Source organism: Calidifontibacillus erzurumensis, assembly GCF_013303125.1.
GTDB lineage: Bacteria > Bacillota > Bacilli > Bacillales > Bacillaceae_J > Calidifontibacillus > Calidifontibacillus erzurumensis.
This window is the reverse complement of the sequence record NZ_JABTTE010000023.1, coordinates 37,651-58,110: the sequence shown is the minus strand read 5'-3', so window position 1 is coordinate 58,110 and position 20,460 is coordinate 37,651. Positions and strand designations below refer to the sequence as shown.

At 37.4% G+C, this 20,460-nt stretch carries 17 protein-coding genes; all 17 read right to left on the bottom strand.

Going from position 1 to position 20,460, the window contains the following annotated elements; all coding sequences use genetic code 11:
• Positions 1 to 453: 453 nt before the first annotated feature.
• The 17 genes from lysS to HR057_RS14190 all read right to left on the bottom strand — a co-directional run bounded on the left by lysS (position 454) and on the right by HR057_RS14190 (position 20,393).
• A complete protein-coding gene (gene lysS / locus HR057_RS14270; protein WP_173732113.1) occupies positions 454 to 1,941 on the bottom strand; it encodes a lysine--tRNA ligase in 1,488 nt (495 codons plus the stop codon).
• 167 nt (positions 1,942 to 2,108) lie between these two features.
• Entirely contained in the window at positions 2,109 to 3,110 is a 1,002-nt protein-coding gene (gene dusB / locus HR057_RS14265; protein WP_173732112.1) for a tRNA dihydrouridine synthase DusB, read from the bottom strand.
• Positions 3,111 to 3,123: 13 nt separating this feature from the next.
• On the bottom strand, positions 3,124 to 3,621 hold the full coding sequence (folK, locus tag HR057_RS14260) for a 2-amino-4-hydroxy-6-hydroxymethyldihydropteridine diphosphokinase (RefSeq protein ID WP_173732111.1): 498 nt from the start codon (positions 3,619 to 3,621) through the stop codon (positions 3,124 to 3,126).
• 383 nt (positions 3,622 to 4,004) lie between these two features.
• Complete coding sequence (gene folB / locus HR057_RS14255; RefSeq protein ID WP_173732110.1) at positions 4,005 to 4,364, bottom strand: dihydroneopterin aldolase; 360 nt, start codon at positions 4,362 to 4,364, stop codon at positions 4,005 to 4,007.
• Positions 4,357 to 5,214: a dihydropteroate synthase gene (folP, locus tag HR057_RS14250; protein WP_173732109.1), complete on the bottom strand. Its 858-nt coding sequence runs from the start codon at positions 5,212 to 5,214 to the stop codon at positions 4,357 to 4,359. Before folP ends, folB begins: the two co-directional genes overlap by 8 nt.
• A 170-nt stretch (positions 5,215 to 5,384) precedes the next feature.
• Positions 5,385 to 5,972, bottom strand: coding sequence for an aminodeoxychorismate/anthranilate synthase component II (gene pabA / locus HR057_RS14245; RefSeq protein WP_173732121.1), 588 nt, complete (start codon positions 5,970 to 5,972; stop codon positions 5,385 to 5,387).
• Between the two features lie 111 nt (positions 5,973 to 6,083).
• Positions 6,084 to 7,004 (bottom strand): cysteine synthase A, encoded by a 921-nt coding sequence (cysK, locus tag HR057_RS14240; protein WP_173732108.1) that lies wholly within the window; start codon positions 7,002 to 7,004, stop codon positions 6,084 to 6,086.
• Positions 7,005 to 7,139: 135 nt separating this feature from the next.
• Positions 7,140 to 8,015: an Hsp33 family molecular chaperone HslO gene (hslO, locus tag HR057_RS14235; RefSeq protein WP_173732107.1), complete on the bottom strand. Its 876-nt coding sequence runs from the start codon at positions 8,013 to 8,015 to the stop codon at positions 7,140 to 7,142.
• Positions 8,008 to 8,799 (bottom strand): type III pantothenate kinase, encoded by a 792-nt coding sequence (locus tag HR057_RS14230; protein WP_173732106.1) that lies wholly within the window; start codon positions 8,797 to 8,799, stop codon positions 8,008 to 8,010. Before HR057_RS14230 ends, hslO begins: the two co-directional genes overlap by 8 nt.
• 87 nt (positions 8,800 to 8,886) lie before the next feature.
• Entirely contained in the window at positions 8,887 to 10,827 is a 1,941-nt protein-coding gene (ftsH, locus tag HR057_RS14225) for an ATP-dependent zinc metalloprotease FtsH (protein ID WP_173732105.1), read from the bottom strand.
• 136 nt (positions 10,828 to 10,963) lie between these two features.
• On the bottom strand, positions 10,964 to 11,503 hold the full coding sequence (gene hpt / locus HR057_RS14220; protein ID WP_173732104.1) for a hypoxanthine phosphoribosyltransferase: 540 nt from the start codon (positions 11,501 to 11,503) through the stop codon (positions 10,964 to 10,966).
• An 11-nt stretch (positions 11,504 to 11,514) separates the two neighbouring features.
• Positions 11,515 to 12,936 (bottom strand): tRNA lysidine(34) synthetase TilS, encoded by a 1,422-nt coding sequence (gene tilS, locus HR057_RS14215; protein ID WP_173732103.1) that lies wholly within the window; start codon positions 12,934 to 12,936, stop codon positions 11,515 to 11,517.
• 59 nt (positions 12,937 to 12,995) lie between these two features.
• Complete coding sequence (locus HR057_RS14210) at positions 12,996 to 14,000, bottom strand: serine/threonine protein kinase (protein ID WP_173732120.1); 1,005 nt, start codon at positions 13,998 to 14,000, stop codon at positions 12,996 to 12,998.
• The gene (locus HR057_RS14205; protein ID WP_173732102.1) at positions 13,969 to 14,712 is read right to left on the bottom strand and encodes a VWA domain-containing protein; all 744 of its coding nucleotides are present in this window, start codon (positions 14,710 to 14,712) and stop codon (positions 13,969 to 13,971) included. The genes HR057_RS14210 and HR057_RS14205 overlap by 32 nt, the downstream gene beginning before the upstream one ends.
• A 159-nt stretch (positions 14,713 to 14,871) precedes the next feature.
• A complete protein-coding gene (gene spoIIE, locus HR057_RS14200) occupies positions 14,872 to 17,328 on the bottom strand; it encodes a stage II sporulation protein E (RefSeq protein WP_173732101.1) in 2,457 nt (818 codons plus the stop codon).
• A gap of 526 nt (positions 17,329 to 17,854) precedes the next feature.
• Positions 17,855 to 19,138, bottom strand: coding sequence for a Glu/Leu/Phe/Val family dehydrogenase (locus tag HR057_RS14195; protein WP_173732100.1), 1,284 nt, complete (start codon positions 19,136 to 19,138; stop codon positions 17,855 to 17,857).
• A 34-nt stretch (positions 19,139 to 19,172) separates the two neighbouring features.
• A complete protein-coding gene (locus tag HR057_RS14190; RefSeq protein ID WP_173732119.1) occupies positions 19,173 to 20,393 on the bottom strand; it encodes an ornithine--oxo-acid transaminase in 1,221 nt (406 codons plus the stop codon).
• Positions 20,394 to 20,460: the final 67 nt, after the last annotated feature.

Here is a 20,460-nt window from a genome sequence, read left to right as displayed (position 1 = left end):
GAAAATTGACTTGGCCGTTGAATAAAACATTCAACATTGCCGCACGCTTGACATTTTGTTTAATTTTCAAAGATCACGCTGTTTTATTTCGTAATTGCGACATATTTTATAATAACATATCATTTCATAGAAGTCAACAGTCATTTTTTCATTTTTTTCTTCGATTTTTGTCGACTTCTTCAACAGCGACTTTTATAGGATATCATTCAGAAAACTAATTGTCAACCGTTAATTTTTTCTTTTTTTTATTTTTTTGACAACAAAAAGTACTTTATCATTAGATAACGTCAATTTCAAGTGATATTCCAATAAAAAATAAAAAACTGCCTCAAATCATCACTTGGAAGAATCCAACGTTCGATTTTAAGAGACAGTTTTTTACTTCACTATTTTTATTGAATCCAATCCTGATTATTTTTAAAAGAAAGAGTTACAGTAAGATTACATTCAGTTTTAGTCACGATGACGCATTAATGGGAATAATAATACATCTCTAATTGAAGGAGAATTTGTTAAAAGCATTACTAAACGGTCAATACCGATTCCTAATCCTCCTGTTGGAGGCATGCCATACTCCATTGCTTCAATAAAATCTTCATCCATCATATGCGCTTCATCGTTTCCAGCTGCACGTTCTCTCAACTGGGCTTCAAATCTTTCTTTTTGATCGATTGGATCGTTCAATTCTGTAAATGCATTTGCGTGTTCTCTTGCAACAATAAATAATTCAAAGCGATCTGTAAAGCGCTCATCATCCGCATTCTTCTTAGCCAACGGTGATATTTCAACCGGATGTCCATAAATAAATGTTGGCTGAATCAATTTTTCTTCAACTCTTTGTTCGAAAAATTCATTGACGATATGGCCAAATGTCATATGGTCTTCAATCTCAATATTATGCTCTTTTGCTAATGCACGGGCTTCTTCGTCGCTCATTTTCTTCCAAAAATCAACACCGACGTATTCTTTAATGGCATCAACCATATGAAGACGTCGCCATTTTGGCTCTAAGTTTATTTCATATTCCCCATATTGAATGGTAGTTGTACCAAGAACCTCTTTAGCAATATGTGAAATTAAATCTTCTGTAAGGTTCATGATATCGTGAAAGTCAGCATAAGCTTCATAAAGCTCGATCATCGTAAATTCTGGATTATGGCGAGTTGAGATTCCTTCATTACGGAAAACACGGCCAATCTCATACACTTTTTCCAAACCGCCAACAATTAATCTCTTTAAATGCAATTCGATAGCAATACGCATATATAATTGCATGTCCAAAGCATTATGATGTGTAATAAACGGTCTTGCTGCTGCTCCACCAGCAATCGAATGCATCATTGGTGTTTCTACTTCTAAATAACCTCTTTCATCTAAATAACGGCGCATGGATTGGATAATCTTGCTTCTTGTAATAAAAGTTTTTCTGCTTTCCATGCTAGTTATTAAATCTAGATAACGCTGACGATAACGCTGCTCGATATCTTTTAGACCATGGAATTTTTCCGGCAATGGGCGAAGTGCTTTTGATAGAAATGTAAAATCTTTCACTTTAATTGATAATTCGCCCACTTTTGTTTTAAATACTACACCTTTTACTCCGACGATATCTCCAATGTCAGCTTTATCAAAGATTTCATATTGCTCCTCACCAACAGTATCTTGGCGAACATAGATTTGAACTTGTCCATCTAAATCTTGGATGTGAGCAAAGCCTGCTTTTCCTTTGCCGCGCTTTGTCATAATTCGCCCTGCAACAGATACTTCTACTCCCTTTTCTTCAAGTTCTTCTTTTGTAAAAGAATCGTACTGTTCTTTTAAAGTTCTAGAAGTATCGGTTCTTTCAAAACGTTTTCCGAACGGGTCAATTCCTTTATTTTTTAACATGGCTAATTTTTCACGTCTTACCCGCAGTTGGTCATTTAACTCTTCAAGGCTCATTTCATCATCTCCAAATCTTTTTGTATATAAAAAGTTTTTAAACGGCGTAAACAATATAAAAAACTGCCAGTACGTACTGGCAGCAATTAAAAAATTAATCTCATCGGTATTATAGGTTAGAGTGTAGATTGTGTCAAATTCAAGTTTTTTGTTGCAATGTACATTTCTTATACTACTGCAATGTCTTGTTCAGACTTTGCTTCAAGAGTTGCAATATATTCTCTTAGCAAAGACTCTAGTTCTTCCCTTGTCTCACATTCATTTAAAGCATTGCGTACTTTTGCATTGCCTCTTAATCCCTTTAAATACCAAGCCGCATGCTTTCTCATTTCCATAATGGCTAGTTTTTCACCTTTTAATTGAATTAAACGGTCTGCATGAAGGAGACAAACTTCAATTTTTTCTTTTGGAGTTGGCGGATCCATTAACTCTCCTGTTTCCAAGTAATGAACCGTACGATAAATCATCCACGGATCACCTAATGCTGCACGTCCGATCATTACACCATCGCAGCCAGTCATTTCTAACATTCTTTTTGCATCTTCCGGGGTTTTCACGTCGCCATTGCCAATAACCGGAATGTTCACAGCTTCTTTTACTTGTTTAATAATATCCCAGTTTGCAGTGCCTTCGTACATTTGCACACGTGTACGTCCGTGCAATGCAACCGCCTTGCCGCCTGCCCGTTCCACTGCTTGGGCATTTTCAACAGCATAAATATGGTCATCATCCCAACCCATACGCATCTTTACGGTTACTGGTTTATCTACGGCATCAACGACAGCGGCGACAACCTCATAAATTTTATCAGGATCTAACAACCATTTTGCTCCTGCATCACTTTTAATGATTTTCGGTACAGGACAACCCATATTGATATCTATAATATCGGCGGTTGTATTTTTTTCTACAAACTTTGCAGCTTCTACTAATGTTTCAATTTCACCGCCAAAAATTTGTAAGCTTAAAGGTTTCTCTCTTTCATCAATATAAAGCATATCTAATGTTTTTTCATTTTTATATAAAATACCTTTATCACTTACCATTTCTGCACAAACTAATGCTGCACCAAATTCTTTTACAATTAAGCGAAAGGCTGCATTACATACTCCCGCCATCGGCGCAAGTACGACCGGATTTTTCAGTTCGATATCGCCTATCTTAAACATTTTTATCACCTCTTCACAGTTGAAGTGCCTTTTCACGATCAATGTATAATGATACACCTGGATCGTTTTTCAGATGATCTATATTGATGTTAAAGGATCCAAAGAGATCTTTATCAATCTCTAACAAAGGAATTACAACAAATGATCTTTCGAACATTCGTGGATGTGGAACGATTAAACGTTCTGACTTAATATTTTCTTTATTGTAAAGTAAAATGTCAAGATCTATCGTCCTTGGCCCCCACCGGACGTTCCTTTTTCTTCCAAGATCATTTTCAATTTTCTGGATCGAGTCAAGCAGTTCGAGTGCTGTGAGAGAGGTTGCAATTTTTACCACCATGTTTAGAAACAGCGGCTGTTCTGTATATCCGACCGGCTCTGTCTCGTAAATGGAAGAATAATCAACAATAGATATACAACGATGGGCAGCCAACATTTGGATTGCTTCTTTTAAAAATTTTTCACGGTTGCCTTCGTTCGTACCTAAACCAATAAATGCGATATTATTCATTTTTTCCACCTAAGTTATATTACTAAGACTTTATATAACAAACTCGTCTAAACTTCCCTATTCTTCAATAGTTTCTGTTTATAAACTGAACTCATTTTTGTTGTGCACACTTCTTTTACATCAAATATCATTTTGTTCTAATTTCAGCCTATCAACCTTTTTGACTAATTCAGCCAAGAATACAACCACCTCTAATTTGAACAATTCAAATACCTATCTAGGACTGATTATACTAAAGCATATTGTTAAAGCCAACCCAATAGTTACGTCTTTCACATTCTTCTTTGAGAATGGGAGTCTTAAAAATATTTATTTAAATAATAAACATTCCCGTCATTCCACTTATAATAGCTTACCACAGGCTGTTAAGAAAAAAAACTTTATTACCGCCCTCTGCGAATTTCAACCGCAACAGATTCATAGCAACCTGGAATCGGTGGATCCGGTTTAGTGATTTTCACGGTACAAAAATCAATTTTTGAAAAAGACTTTAAAAGAGCAGCAGCCAATTGTTCTGCCAAATGCTCTATAAGCTTGCTAGGCTTCCCTTCCACAATCGATTTAACAATTTGATATACTTCAGCATAGTTTACAGTTTCATTTAAGTCATCACTCTGTCCTGCTTTAGTTAAATCAAGTTCTAAGATGAGGTCAACGATAAAACGCTGGCCTAACTTATTTTCTTCAGGCATAACACCATGGTAGCCATAAAACTGTAGTTTGTTTAAATAAATTTTATCCATTGGCCATCACTACTGAAGCTGGTTTTCCTAACATAGCATCCATCATTTTCGCCATTCTAGCCATTTCTTTCACATCATGAACTCTTACGATATGGCATCCTCGTTCAATTCCAAGGCAGACAGTTGCACCCGTTCCTTCCATTCTTTCGTCAACCGGTAAATCTAACGCTCGCCCAATAAATCTCTTTCTAGATGTTCCTAATAAAACCGGATATCCCATATTTACAATCAAGTTTAAATGACGCATAACTTCTAAATTATGCTCATAAGTTTTCGCAAAACCGATGCCTGGGTCTAATATAATTTGTTCATCACGAACGCCGGCTTTTTTTACAATAGCAATACTTTCACGCAAATCAGCAATCATATCTTGCATTAAATTTAAGTAATTCATATTATCACGATTGTGCATAAGAATAATCGGAACATCGTAATGGGCAGCTACTTCCGCCATTTTCGGATCTGCTTTTGCTCCCCAAATATCATTTATGATGTCTGCGCCGGCTTCAATCGCCTGTCTGGCAACCTCTGCTTTGTACGTATCAATGGATAGAGGCTTTTCAATCGTGCTTTTTAATGCCTTAATTACTGGCAAAATTCGGCGCAGTTCTTCTTCTTCACTAATTTGCACGTGACCAGGTCTCGTTGATTCGCCGCCAACATCAATAAAATCCGCCCCATCTTGAACCATCCGTTTGGCCTGTTGAAGTGCGGATTCAAGATTATTAAATCGTCCACCGTCTGAAAAAGAATCAGGTGTAACATTTAAAATACCCATAATCCACGTTTTCTCGTTCATATCAAATTTCTTTGCAGAACATGTAATGTGTAACGTTTTGTTTCCTTCCATTTCCCGAAACCCTTTCTTTTCTAGACTTTTAATTTCATTATGATCATTCCTATTAGTCTTATACAATAAAACAAAGGGGTTGGATCTATATCAATACATTCTTGCTCAAGCCGCTTATTGTAAGCAAGATTCATATTGATAAAGACCTCAATCCCCTTTTTACATTTTTATTAAGAAAGAGAAACTTTTTTCCCATATGTTGTTATAAAATTTTGCAGTATTTCTTTACCATAGGAAGTAATAATGGATTCTGGATGAAATTGCACGCCTTCGATTGGCAAATTTTTATGACGAATGGCCATAATTTCGTCATCTTTCGTCCAAGCAGAGATTTCAAAACAAGATGGTAATGTCTCTTTTTTTACAATTAAAGAATGGTATCGTGCAGCTTTAAATGGCTGTTCTAAACCAGTGAATATTGTTTTCCCATCATGATATATTTCAGATGTTTTTCCATGCATTATTTGTTCAGCGCGCACAATATCTCCACCAAATACTTGGGCAATAGCTTGATGTCCTAGACATACACCGAATATCGGAATCTTACCGGCAAATGTTTGGATCGCTTCTAGGCTAATCCCAGCTTCATTCGGCGTACATGGTCCTGGAGATATCATTAAAAAGTCTGGATCCATTTCTTCAATTTCTTTTATTGTAATTTCATCATTGCGCTTTACAATAAGGTTTTGGCCTAATTCTCCTAAATACTGGACTAAATTAAACGTAAAAGAATCATAATTATCAATCATTAAAATCACTACGCTCACCTCTACTCATCATTTTCTATTCTCTGCTCATATCCATAATTGTAATAAACTTTAAAAGAAAAAAACAGTCCTAATTCGGAAAAGGACTGTTTTTCCTTTTATTTATTCTTCAAATTGGTAAAGAGCTGTACTTAAATAACGTTCTCCGTTGTCAGGCAAGATTGCTAATACTTTCTTACCTTTACCTAATTTTTTAGCAACTTTTAAAGCTGCAGCAATGGCTGCCCCTGAAGAAATACCGCATAAAATACCTTCTTCTCGGCCAGCACGACGTGCATGTTCGAACGCTTCTTCATTTTCAATTTTGATAACTTCATCATAAATATTTGTATTTAATACATCTGGTACAAATCCGGCACCGATTCCCTGAATTTTGTGAGGACCAGGTTTGCCACCAGAAAGAACTGGAGAATCAGCAGGTTCAACCGCAAAAATCTTAATGTCAGGGAATTTTTGTTTTAACACTTCACCAGCGCCTGTAATTGTTCCACCCGTCCCAATACCAGAAACAAACGCATCTAATTGATCCATTTGTTCAACGATTTCCTTACCTGTTGTTTCACGGTGAATTTGAGGATTTGCTTGGTTTTTAAATTGTTGTGGCATGAAATAGCCATGTTCCTTAGCAAGTTCTTCCGCTTTGCTAATCGCACCTTTCATACCCTCTGCGCCAGGTGTTAAAATAAGTTCTGCACCGTATGCACGTAAAAGATTACGTCTTTCTAAGCTCATTGTATCAGGCATAACAAGAACTGCTTTTAAACCTTTTGCTGCTGCAACCATCGCTAATCCGATACCAGTATTTCCGCTTGTTGGCTCAATAATAGTATCTCCTGGCTTTAATTCGCCTTTTTTGATAGCGTCATTGATCATTGCCATAGCAATACGATCTTTTACGCTGCTACCAGGGTTAAAATACTCCAACTTTACATATACTTCTGCATCATTTTCATCTGTTAGCCGGTTCAATTTTACGATTGGTGTAGAGCCAATTAATTCTTCAATGGAATTTACAACACGCATTTACGACACTCCAATCCCGAGTAATTATATTGATTTTTAAGTTTTTCTATCATTAACCTATCAAGTTTTCAGATTATTGTCAACAAAATTTACTCGACAATTCCAAATAATAGTTTTTTCAAGCAAAAAAACTTTTTATTCTTGAGCATTTCCGTAAAGGTGTTCCAATTCTTCTTTTGAAAAAAAGTATGATTGATTACAAAAATGGCAAAGAGCTTCCGCTTTTCCGTCCTCTTCTATCATCGCTTTTATTTCTTCACGCCCTAAACCAATGATGGCATCTGCAAATCTTTCTTTTGAACAATTGCATTTAAAAGACACCGGCATTTTTTCAAGTACTTTAATTTTTCCAAGCAATCTTTCTAATATTTCCTCTGGTGTAAGTCCCTCTTCGATTAGCTTTGATATAGGTGGAAGCGCTTGAATCTGATTTTCTATTTTTGTGATGGTCTCATCATCAGTTCCCGGCATTAACTGAATAATAAATCCACCAGCTGCTTTGATTGTATGATCAGGATTTACTAGTACACCAACGCCGACTGCAGATGGAACTTGCTCAGAGGCTGCAAAATAATAACTAAAATCTTCACCAATTTCACCTGAAATTAACGGTACTTGTCCTGTAAAATAGTCTCTCAATCCTAAATCTTTTACAATCGACAAAAATCCGTTTTTGCCAACCGCACGGGCAACATCCAGTTTTCCCTTCTCGTTTAATTCAAAATCAACATGCGGATTGGATACATAGCCTCGCACTTCTCCATGGGCATTTGTGTCAACGAGAATTACGCCAATCGGTCCGCCTCCATCAATTTTCACCGTTATTTTATCTTCACCTTTCAGCATCGCTCCCATCATCACCGCAGCAGTCATCGTTCTTCCAAGGGCTGCCGATGCTGTCGCCCAAGTGTCATGGCGTCTTTGTCCTTCTGCTACAGTTTCCGTTGAACGCACTCCATAAGCTCTAACTTGTCCATCATAAGCCAATGCTTTAATTAAATAATCATGCATCAAATTTGCTCCTTCCACTCGTTTGATTACGGGCAAAAATCATTTGCAGCCCTTTTAATGTCAAGAATGGATCAACAACATCAATCACATCTGATTCTTTCGCAATGAGTGAAGCTAAACCGCCCGTTGCAATCACCTTCGGCTCAACTAAAGCTTGTTCTTTCATTCTTTTAACGATCCCTTCAACTTGACCAACATAACCAAATAAAATACCTGCTTGCATTGCATGAACTGTATTTTTTCCAACAATGCCATTTGGTCTGGCAATTTCAATGCGGGGCAGTTTCGCTGCTTTCGTATAAAGCGCTTCCGTAGAAATATTGATTCCTGGTGCAATTGCCCCACCCATATACTGTTTGTTTTCATCGATGTAACAATATGTAGTTGCTGTACCGAAATCAACTATGATTAGCGGAGCCCCATATAGATGAATGCCGGCAACAGCATTTACAATTCGGTCTGCTCCAACTTCGCGTGGGTTATCGTATTTAATATTTAAACCGGTTTTGATGCCTGGTCCGACAATCATTGGTTCAAGATGAAAATATTTTTCACACATTCTTTCTAGGGCATGCATAATTGGTGGTACTACAGAAGATATAATAATTCCGGATATATCTGTTGTACTGATACCAACATGAGAAAATAGCGCTTTTATCAACATCCCATATTCGTCTTCAGTTTTATGACGACTCGTTTCAATCCGCCAATGATGTTTTAATTCCTCTCCTTCAAAAACACCTAAAACCGTATTCGTATTACCAACATCAAATACAAATATCATTGTGATCACCCTATTAAAATTAGATTTATAACATTTGAACAATTTCTAGCTAAAATAGGATGCCAAATGGCATCCTATTTACTAAAATTACTCTTTCGGTTCTGTTTCTTCGTTTTTTGAATTAATATGAACGATTACGTCATCTTTCCCTGACTCTTCTTTGGATGTTGAATCTGCATTTCCTTTTCCATTGCTGCCTTCTGGAAGAGTTCCATGTTCAAATAGATGTTTAATTTGTTCCGCATCTAACGTTTCAACTTCCAAGAGCGTTTGGGCAATTAAATGATGCTGTTTCGAATAATCTGTTAAGATTTTCTTAGCCCGTTCATAGCATTCTTTAATGATGCGTTGAATCTCCATATCAATTTCATAGGCTATTGTATCACTATAGTTTTGCTCGCTGTTAATATCCCTTCCAAGGAAAACTTGACCGCTTGTTGGATGACCAAATTGCATTGGTCCTAATTTGTCGCTCATACCGTATTCAGTTACCATTTTCCGGGCAATATTAGTCGCCCGTTGGAAGTCATTATGGGCACCTGTACTAACTTCCCCAAGCACTAATTCTTCCGCTACACGCCCACCAAGGAGGCCGGTAATTTTATCAAGTAATTCTGGCTTCGTCATAAAATAACGATCTTCTTTTGGAAGCATAACCGCATAGCCGCCCGCTTGCCCGCGAGGGACGATCGTAACTTTGTGAACCATATCGGCATCTTCAAGAACAACCCCGATAACTGTATGACCTGCTTCATGATACGCAACAATTTTTCTCTCTTTTTCGGAAATGACACGGCTTCGTTTTGCAGGACCTGCAATAACACGGTCAATTGCTTCATCAATGTCTTCAGCGGTAATTTGCTTTTTATCTGCTCTCGCTGCAACAAGTGCTGCTTCATTTAATAAGTTTTCAAGATCTGCACCAGAGAATCCTGGTGTGCGAAGCGCAATTGTTTTAAGATCAACATCTGGAGCAAGTGGTTTGTTTCGGGCATGTACAGCCAAAACAGCTTCCCGGCCTTTTACGTCCGGTCTATCCACAGTAATTTGACGGTCAAATCGACCTGGACGAAGGAGGGCAGGGTCCAAAATATCCGGACGGTTCGTAGCAGCTATAATTATAATACCTTCATTAGCACCGAAACCATCCATTTCAACAAGCAATTGGTTCAATGTTTGTTCCCGTTCATCATGTCCACCACCAAGACCTGCACCACGCTGACGACCAACAGCATCAATTTCATCGATAAAAATAATACATGGTGCATTCTTTTTGGCCGTTTCAAATAGGTCACGAACACGTGAAGCACCTACACCGACGAACATTTCAACAAAGTCTGAACCGCTGATTGAGAAAAACGGAACACCTGCTTCCCCAGCAACAGCACGTGCAAGCAATGTTTTACCTGTTCCTGGAGGTCCAACAAGCAGAACACCTTTAGGAATACGGGCACCAAGTGCAGAGAATTTCCGAGGATCTTTTAAAAATTCTACAACCTCGACAAGTTCTTGCTTTTCTTCATCAGCACCAGCAACATCTTTAAAACGAACCTTTTTCTTCTCTTCATTATAGAGTTTTGCTCTGCTTTTTCCGAAGTTCATCACACGGCTGCCGCCGCCTTGCGCTTGATTAAGCAAGAAGAAGAACAAAATAAATATGATGATAAAAGGGATAATTGAAGTAAAAAATGTAACCCATCCGCTCGTTTCTTCTGCCTGCTCAATATTCACGATAGCTCCGGATTTTCTTGCCATTTCTACAAAATCAGCAGCTGCCTCTGTTTGAAGAACATATGTAACGAAATATTGACCTTCAGTTTGCGACTTTAATTGGCCCCTTATTTCGTACACTAATCGGTCAGGCTGAAAGTTCATTGACTTAATATCGCCTTTTTCAAGGTGAGTGATAAATTGGTCGTATGTAAGCTGTTTTTGTTGTTGTCCTGTTCCACTAAAAAAGCTTACTACTCCAATTACAACTAAAAAAATCAATAAATAAAAGATTGTATTACGGAAGATCCGATTCATTACTTACCTCCTCCTGCGAAGCGAAAACACTATAGTAAATGGTAACATATAAAATAAAAAAAACACAACAAATTACCCTTATAAATAAGGATATTTTTTCTATATTTTGAAGGGATGTTTACGGTATGAGCCATTTCTATTTCTCATAAACTTCCGGCTTTAAAACACCAATATAAGGAAGATTACGGTAACGTTCAGCATAATCTAGACCATAGCCAACTACAAATGCATCTGGGACTTCAAAGCCTACTAAATCCGCTTTCAAATCCACTTTTCGTCCAGTCGGCTTATCAAGTAATGTTACAATTTTAATGGATTCAGCTTTTCGATATTGAAGGAGTTCTGCAAGGTAGTTTAGCGTCAGACCGCTGTCAATAATATCTTCTACAATAATGATATGGCGTCCTTCAACAGATGTATTTAAGTCTTTAATAATTTTAACCTCACCGGATGAGACTGTTGAGTTACCATAGCTAGAAACATCCATAAAATCCATTTCCAAATGAATATCCATATTTTTTACTAAATCACTCATAAAGAGCATTGCACCTTTTAATACACCAATCACAAGCGGAAAGCGGTCCTCATATTCAGCTGATAAAATAGCTCCAAGTTCTTTTACCTTTTTTTGTATATCTTCTTCTGAGATTAATACTTCTTTAATATCTGCGTTCATGCTTGTTCCTCCTAGAGCTCTTTGTTGTATAAAATATATTGCAATAATAAATAAACATGACTATTATTAGATGTACTTTCTCGTTGATCGAAAAAAAATCGTGATTTTTTTAAAAGCGGAAGCCAAAGAATTTCCCCATTGCCGTCCACTACAACAGGCCAACGATCCCTTTTTTCTCTTGGAATTTTCTCATCGATAAAAATATCTTTTAACTTTTTTGTTCCTACCATACCTTTTAACGTCATCCGGTCACCCGTTTTTCGAGTACGTATATGTATAGGTAATGCAATGTGATCACTTGTACAAATAAAATAATCAACACCGGACATCGTCTTTGGAATATCCTTTACCCATTCAGCTTTGATTGAAACATCATCAGTTATAAATACTTCCCCCGGCACCTGCAGCTCTAAAGGCAAGTAGTGTTTCTCTGTTTCCTCACCAATTGCTAATGTGCATTGATGATACGACTTTGTTACAATCAAGCCTTTTGGAAAATGTAATATACCTGAAGGATGTTTAGTTTTGAGCAAGGATAGTAACTGATCTATATGTATCGTAGCTAAATTGGAAGGAATACTTTTATAAAGATATTTTAATATTAGTTGAATACCTCTTCTTTGTAAAGAAATAGGAAGACTCTTAAACTCATTTATAAGAAATACAACTTTTTTTTCCGTTTTCTCAATCACTGCCTTTTCAATTCCTTGCGCTGCATATTCCTCTAAAAGCTTTTCATCCTCCATTAATAATTCACTTATCGTCTGAAAGCGCTCGGCTACATTTGGGTTTTCGCTTTTTAAAAAAGGAAGGACATAATGCCTAAACCGGTTTCTTTGATAATCATCCTTCTCATTGCTTGGATCAACTCGATAGGAAAGATGAAATTCATCTATATATTGTTCAATTTCATCTCTTGTCAAACATAAAAAGGGTCGGATTATCTCAGCACCATGAAAATCGCGTTTTACCGGGATGCCGGCCAATCCTTTTCCATAGCTTCCGCGTACCATCCTCATCAACATCGTTTCAACTTGGTCATCCCCGTGGTGGGCCAGTGCTAAGTATTGTGCGCTATATTTTTCTAACACTCTACTATAAAACTGATACCTGCATTCCCTTGCCGCAACTTGAGGAGTCAGTTGATGAATTTTTATGTATTCAGGCACATCAATCGAAGTGCCTTCAAACGTAATTTGAAGCTTTTCGCAAAAATCTTTTACAAACAGTAAGTCTTCATATGATTGTTTTCCTCTAAACATATGATCAACATGTGCAGCGATTAAGGATAACTCCCATTTATCTTTAAAAGTCCATAAATAATGAAGCAGGGCGATAGAATCTGGACCACCTGATACACCGACGACAACAGTTGAGCCTTTTTTTAATAATTGATGTTTTTCAATAAACTGCCGAACCTTATCAAACTTCATTCCAATCTTCCTCTATAGTTGATTGTAACAATTCTTCAATCTTTATTTTAGCAAATCTTTCACATGATATGTCCAGCAATATAAAGAAAGTAAGCAACGATTAATAAAATAGCAATAATCATTGTTTCAAAAATTCCTCTATATTTTTCCTTCCTTTTTATGTCTCTTTGTTTTTGCCTGAAAGAGGGCGCTTTCGTTTGTGTAATCGATGAAGGTGCTACTTCATTTCGTATCGGTTTCCTTTTATCAATCCTCCCATTTGCCACTTCCATTAATTCATTTCTCATATCTTGCGCGGAATGATAACGGCTTTGCAGGGCCTTCACAATTACCTTTTCATATCTTTTTAAAAGAGGTGCACTTTGAATGGCTTTGATTAACTGTGGCAGATGCCTGCTTTCGTCTTTTTTCGAAAAACGCTGCGGATAGCAAGCATTGATCATCACCATTGCAACAGCAAATAAATCATATGAAGGTTCTGCTTTCCTCGTTCCCAAATTCCAATAACCGCGATCATAAAATTCGGTAAATTCTTTAATAGAGCGACCCATTTTTGTCGTTCCGCCAACATCAAGCCAGCGTACTCTTGGTGGAGGCCCGACTACAATTAGATTATCCGGTTTTAAATCTCCAAAAATCCAGCCTTCTTTATGAAGTTTTTCTAAATCAGCAAGCAGCTGCAAAACGAGAACAATGAGCCATTCATTCCCATGTTTTTTTAAATAGGATAAAAAATCTTCCCCTTTTAAATATTCCATTACATAAAACGGTAAAGTTTTTCCGATGTTCCGCACATCCCAGTCATCGACATCAAGCAAAGAAGGCCCAAGGCAACCTTGGACCTTAGAAAAGTGTCGAAGCACATTTACTTCCGAAGTAATCGCCATATGATCCTCGCTTATTTTTAATGCAACAAGTCCCCTTTTCCCTTGGGCTAAGTAAACAGTTCCAGTAGCCCCAAACCCGAGAGTTTTTAAAATTGTATAGCTATGATGTTGCCATTTTCCTGTTATGATTGTGCCTGGCGTTATATTAAAAGCCGGTTTCTTCGATGTATTCATCATCATCAGAAATCCAGCTCCTTAATGTTCGAGATTTTTTCACACTAAACTGTTGAATAGCTGCACGAATGGCCGGACCTGTCGGAGTAATTCCACCTGATGTAAGTTTAGGGAATATACTTGAAATTGAATCGAGTTTAGGCGTCCAATCTAGTATTTTATCAGCATCGCCTCGCTTTCCTGGGAATGTGAAAATTGAGAAACGGTTTTTTCCAATGCGTGAATTTAAACTGATGGACAAATCAAACAATGCTTCTTTTACTGTTGGAATTTTATCTTTCATACTGCCGCTAATATCTATTAATATTAAAACTTCCAAGTCGACCGTTTCCCCAAGTTCATCAACAACTTCCATCACTTCGCCCCTCTTTTCAGGCGGGAGATCTTCAATTGTACTTGTTTTGCCGAGAATTTGCTTTAATTCAGCATTAACCACTCCTTGCAAAGTTTGCGTCATTGCTTTTCTTGTAACCATTTGCACAGTTTGTGACAACTGCTTCGTATATACAATTTGGCTAATACCACCTCCGCTTAAAGCAATCTCTTCAATTTCTCGTCTTCCTTCCTCTCCTACCGTATCGTTCTGCATTACACCGATCACATTGACGGTGATTCCTTGTTCTTTAGCTAATGCTGCCATTGCCACTGGATCTTCCCCAGAATTCGAACAGCCATCGGTTATTAGTAAAATTTGTTTAAGTGTTCCTTTTTTCATTCGTATCTCCTCCCAAAATGGTCTAGTACCATTTTTAACGAATAAAAAAGGAAATATACGCATATACTAGTCTTTCCTGGGAAATAATAAACCATTTCTTTTTTTATTTCCTTCACCGATGGCCTTTGGATCTTTCTAATTATAGATTTTAAATCGTTTCTACTGAGCTTTTTTGCTTGGATAAACTGGGATCGCCGCCCACTTCGGTATATTATGTTTAATTTTTGCAACAATGACCGTCATATCATCTTGAATTTGCCCGCTTGTGCGAATGACTTCTTCCAATATTATGTCTGCAACCGCTTGCGGATCTTCAGACTGAATTTCTTTCAATTTTCTCTTCATCCAAACATCGTAGTTTTCCACATGAGAGGGCCCTTCAAACACCCCATCGCTCATCATGATGAGCAAATCTCCTGATTTCAGTTGTTCGCTTACTACGTCAACTTCAAAATCTTTAATAATGCCAATTGGCAAATTGCTTGCTTCAATTTTCTTAATTTGCTCACCTCTTTTTATAAAACTTGGTGATGAACCTATTTTTAAAAACTTGACGCTAGCATCTTGTAGATCAATCATAGCCAAATCAAGCGTTGAGAAAATTTCATCGGTTGTTCGAAGTGAAAGGACAGAATTAACAGACTTAATTGCAACTTTTTCTTCAATACCTGATTGCAATATTTTTTGCAATAAAACTAATGTTTCATTGCTTTCTAGATAAGCCCTCTCGCCGTTTCCCATTCCATCGCTAATGGCAATGGCATATTTTCCAGCACCAAGCTCAATGGTTGAGTAACAATCTCCGGAAATAAGTGCCCCACCCTTGGCTGCATGAGCAACACCTGTTTCAACAACATAGGCACGAGCTGAACCTAAAGTTACATGGCAATACCCATGTGGATATGGAGCACATTCTTCTTTTTTAACAACGATTGTTTCACCTAAAATGTCCGATAACATCGGAGCAATGACTTTTTCCGCTTCTCCAGTTCCATGGCAATAAGGGATGCTTATTTCAATATCAACATTCCCTGATTTTAAGCTGTAAATATCAATTTGCCCCAATTCAATACCCATTCCAGCTAAAGCTTCTATAATTTGATCTTCTTGAAGCTGGTGATTTTCACGCTCACGTTGAATCTCTTTTGCAAAATCTTCCATTACTTGAGAAACCCCTAATAACTGATCAGCTACTAATCGTCTGCTTTCTTTCACCTGCTTTTTTAACCGTTGATTTGCATGATAAAAAGATAATTCTTGTTTAATTTCTTCATAAACTTTTGCAGCTTTAACACAATGGTTGTTCCATTCCCGCTGCAAAGAGCTGCTCTGTTTTTTTGGTTGATTTTCACATTCATGCATAATTTCAACCATGTAATCATATGTTGTATTAAAGTTTTCTTCCCAGCATTTCGATTTACGGAAACAAGTTTGACAAGTTTTTTCAGTAATATTGCTTAAAAAATAATCAATTTCTTTTTGCTGGTCGTCCTCCTCATGCCCATTTAGGCCATGGTAATTAAAACTATTGGAAAGCGCTTGGAACAACCTTGAAAACTGTTCGACCCGCTTTGCTGTAACATCTCTAATTTTACGCATATATTGCTGTTGCTCTTGTGCATGTTCATCCGTTCCAGGAATAAATTTTGCAATTCTCGAAATAAAAGATTGCGGTGTCAGGAAAAACATAAACATTGCTAAACAAGACTCGAAAATCGTTGGCATTAGTTCATTCGTTCCTTCTCCATATAAGCCAATGAGCAGCGTGCCTATCATAAGGCCTATTGCAACACCGTATTTTTTTCCGTCTTTTAACAATCCGCCGAGTAAACCTGAAAATGCAAGCAAGCTCATTTGATAAAGGCTGGCAACATTAGCAAGGCTTAAAATAAGACCTGTGACCACCCCTACGGTTGAACCAATTGCGGCTCCGCCGACAAAAGCAAATAACAATACCAAATATCTCGATAAAACATGTTCAACTGAAATATTATAAAATGACCAACCGATCGTACCTGTTAACACAGAAGCAAATAAAATAATTAAACAAATAATCTCTTCATTTTTCAAAGCTTGTTTTCTACGCCGTGTACTTAAAAGCGGCACACTTTGAATAAAGATAAGTGTAAGAATATAACCAAGACCCGCTTCAATAAAACTCATCATTACATCATAATATGTAATTTCATGCATCGAAATATATGTTAACGTTAGTCTTGTTACTAAACTTGCAACAAAAACATTAATCGGCAGCATCTTTAATTGATTTTTACTAATCTTTGAAAAAATGAGATGAAAGATAAAAAACGCTCCTATTGAACCAAAGGTAAAGCCTGCACTAGGTATGGACGTTGACAATGCTCCAAGCACTAAAGCGATAGCAGCTTGTCCGGTCTTTTCTTTCCGCATTAAGAAAACAGCTGCAAAAAACGGCAGTGCAAATGGTGCAATTTTCGCAAGAATTAAGGCTCGTCCCAATAAAAACCCAACAATAACTAATAAAAACCCTTTCTTCATAAATAAATGTTCAATCTTAGCGCCAATACGCTCGAAAAGACCCTCCATAACCCCTTGCGGCTGTGCTTGGAAAATCAACTCCCTTTCAATTTTTTGCATGCGAAACACTCCCCTGACAAAATGTAGTTGTTTTTTATTAAACCACAGCCTTTTTTCTTTTTTTGTCAAAACATCAGGGTAATTTTAAAAAAGTATTCGACGTATTTTATTATTCTTATGTCAAAAAATTCAGTTTTTTATATAGCCACTCCAGTCCTTTTTATAAATAGCAAGCATTTACATGTTAAATCGTCTATTTTCTTAGCCAAATTTGACGAAAAAAAGAATAGTTTATACGAATTTCTACAGAGTATTTTTCAAACCTGCTTTGTTTTGTTTATTAATAATGATATGTGATGTGAGCCAAAAGGTATACACCGTGCGCCCTTCTAAAAAATTAGAAAATATTTTGTACATGCACCTAAGCGGATTCTGGAAAATAAAAGCCTAGTATCGCGCCCCTCAATCTACTGAAATTAACACGAATTTCGAGTAACGAGTAAAAAGAAAAACAGCGATATTGAGAACCCATCTATTTCTCAATCCGCTGTTTTTTTTCGGTATTTTTTAGACAAGCCAAACTATTTTATACCCAACCTCTAAATCTTGCTGCCTCCGCCATTTTTCGAATACCTGTCATATAGGCAGCCAAACGCATGTTAACATTTCGTTGCTTAGATGTTTCGTATACATTATTAAATGCTTTTACTAGCATTTTCTGAAGTTTTTCGTTTACTTCCTCACTAGTCCAATAATAACCTTGATTATTTTGCACCCATTCAAAATAGGATACAGTAACACCGCCAGCGCTTGCTAAAACATCTGGAACTAACAAAATACCTCGTTCTGTTAAAATTTTTGTCGCTTCCAAAGTTGTCGGGCCATTTGCTGCTTCCACAACGATTGATGCTTTAATATTATGAGCATTTTGAGCTGTAATTTGGTTTGAAATGGCAGCAGGCACTAAAATATCACAATCAAGTTCTAACAGTTCTTTATTGGTAATTGTATTTTTAAATAAATTCGTTACCGTTCCAAAGCTGTCTCTTCGATCTAAAAGGTAATCTATATCAAGGCCATTAGGATCATGCAAACCACCAAACACATCGGAAATACCGATAACTTTCGCTCCCCGGTCATGCAAAAATTTTGCTAAATAGCTCCCTGCATTTCCGAAGCCTTGAATAACTACACGCGCCCCTTCAATAGATATGCCACGCTTTTTAGCGGCTTCTTCAATGCAAATGACAACCCCTTGGGCAGTAGCTCTTTCCCTGCCTTGCGATCCGCCAAGAACGAGAGGTTTTCCGGTAATGAAGCCAGGAGAATCATATTCGCGGATTTTGCTATACTCATCCATCATCCAAGCCATGATTTGCGAGTTTGTATACACATCTGGCGCCGGTATATCTTTCGTCGGACCTACAATCTGACTGATGGCCCTCACATAGCCACGGCTAAGCCGCTCTAATTCACCCATTGACATTTTCCGAGGATCACAAACGATCCCTCCCTTACCTCCGCCATAAGGCAAGTCAACAAGACCGCATTTCAAACTCATCCACATGGACAAAGCTTTTACTTCTTCTTCAGTCACTTCGGGATGAAATCGGATTCCGCCTTTTGTCGGACCTACTGCATCATTATGTTGGCACCGGTACCCGGTAAAAATTTTGATTGAACCATCATCCATTCGCACAGGGATTCTTACGGTTAATAATCTTAGCGGTTCTTTCAACAATTCATACATTTCTTCCGTATACCCTAATTTTTCTAAAGCCTCTTTAATAATCGTTTGTGTTGACGTAAATAAGTCCATTGATTCTTCTACATTTTGAACAGTTTTTTCTGCTGTTTTTGTACCAGACATCTTTCTAGCACCTCTTGTACTCTTATTATTTTTCTTAATTTGCTTTATCTTTTTCTAAAACTTTTTGTATCCTCTCAAATGCCCAATCAAGTTCTTCTTTGGTAATCACTAACGGAGGAGCAAAGCGAATGACCGTCTCATGCGTTTCTTTACAAAGGAGACCTTCTTCTTTTAATGCTTCACAATATTTACGTGCTGGTTCCGTTAGCTCAACACCGATAAATAAACCGCGTCCTCGGACTTCTTTAATGATTGGATTCTTGATCTCTCTTAATTTTTGAATAAAGTATTCTCCAAGTTTTAACGAACGTTCCGCAAGCTTTTCTTCAACTATAACATTGATTGCTGCGATGGAAACGGCACATGCCAATGGATTGCCGCCAAAAGTAGAGCCGTGTGAACCAGGATTGAACACACCAAGAATATCTTTATTGGCAACAACGCAAGAAATAGGGAACACCCCGCCGCCAAGAGCTTTTCCTAATATATACATATCAGGAACAATATCTTCCCAATCGCAAGCAAACATTTTTCCGGAGCGGCCAAGACCTGCCTGAATTTCATCGGCAATAAATAAAACATTATTTTCCTTACAAACTTCATACGCTTTCTTCAAATAACCTTCCGGTGGGATGACAATTCCCGCCTCACCTTGGATTGGCTCAATGATTAAAGCAGCTGTATTGTCGGTGATCGCATTTTTTAAAGCTTCCACATCTCCATACGGGACAATTTTAATGCCAGGGAGCATCGGTCCAAAGCCTCGTTTATATTCTGGATCTGATGACAAAGAAACCGCAGTCATTGTTCGACCATGGAAGTTTCCGGAACAAGCAATAATTTCAGCTTGATTTTCTGGAACGCCTTTGACATCATAAGCCCAACGGCGTGCTGCTTTAAAAGCTGTTTCTACAGCCTCGGCACCTGTATTCATCGGTAAAGCCATTTCTTTGTTTGTTAATTTACAAACCATTTCATACCAAGGCCCTAACTTATCATTATGGAATGCACGAGATGTTAAGGTAACTAAGTCTGCTTGATCTTTTAAAGCTTGGATAATTTTCGGATGACGGTGTCCTTGGTTAACAGCTGAGTATGCACTAAGAAAATCCATATATTTATTTCCTTCAGGGTCTTCCACCCACACGCCTTCTGCCTTCGAAATAACAATTGGCAGTGGGTGATAGTTCTTCGCTCCGTATTTTTCAGTCTGCTCTATGATTTGAGTTGATTTTTTGTTTTTTGAATCTACCATGTTCAATATATATCCTCCTTATCGTCTTCATACTCTAGTTTAAGAAGTTTCCACGAATCTCATTCCT

Bases quoted from the DNA above. Each gene is read 5' to 3' on its own strand.
- lysS (WP_173732113.1), bottom strand. From the start codon at position 1,941: ATGAGCCTTGAAGAGTTAAATGACCAACTGCGGGTAAGACGTGAAAAA.
- dusB (WP_173732112.1), bottom strand. From the start codon at position 3,110: ATGTTTAAGATAGGCGATATCGAACTGAAAAATCCGGTCGTACTTGCG.
- folK (WP_173732111.1), bottom strand. From the start codon at position 3,621: ATGAATAATATCGCATTTATTGGTTTAGGTACGAACGAAGGCAACCGT.
- folB (WP_173732110.1), bottom strand. From the start codon at position 4,364: ATGGATAAAATTTATTTAAACAAACTACAGTTTTATGGCTACCATGGT.
- folP (WP_173732109.1), bottom strand. From the start codon at position 5,214: ATGGAAGGAAACAAAACGTTACACATTACATGTTCTGCAAAGAAATTT.
- cysK (WP_173732108.1), bottom strand. From the start codon at position 7,004: ATGCGTGTTGTAAATTCCATTGAAGAATTAATTGGCTCTACACCAATC.
- hslO (WP_173732107.1), bottom strand. From the start codon at position 8,015: ATGCATGATTATTTAATTAAAGCATTGGCTTATGATGGACAAGTTAGA.
- HR057_RS14230 (WP_173732106.1), bottom strand. From the start codon at position 8,799: ATGATATTTGTATTTGATGTTGGTAATACGAATACGGTTTTAGGTGTT.
- ftsH (WP_173732105.1), bottom strand. From the start codon at position 10,827: ATGAATCGGATCTTCCGTAATACAATCTTTTATTTATTGATTTTTTTA.
- hpt (WP_173732104.1), bottom strand. From the start codon at position 11,503: ATGAACGCAGATATTAAAGAAGTATTAATCTCAGAAGAAGATATACAA.
- tilS (WP_173732103.1), bottom strand. From the start codon at position 12,936: ATGAAGTTTGATAAGGTTCGGCAGTTTATTGAAAAACATCAATTATTA.
- HR057_RS14210 (WP_173732120.1), bottom strand. From the start codon at position 14,000: ATGATGAATACATCGAAGAAACCGGCTTTTAATATAACGCCAGGCACA.
- HR057_RS14205 (WP_173732102.1), bottom strand. From the start codon at position 14,712: ATGAAAAAAGGAACACTTAAACAAATTTTACTAATAACCGATGGCTGT.
- spoIIE (WP_173732101.1), bottom strand. From the start codon at position 17,328: ATGCAAAAAATTGAAAGGGAGTTGATTTTCCAAGCACAGCCGCAAGGG.
- HR057_RS14195 (WP_173732100.1), bottom strand. From the start codon at position 19,138: ATGTCTGGTACAAAAACAGCAGAAAAAACTGTTCAAAATGTAGAAGAA.
- HR057_RS14190 (WP_173732119.1), bottom strand. From the start codon at position 20,393: ATGGTAGATTCAAAAAACAAAAAATCAACTCAAATCATAGAGCAGACT.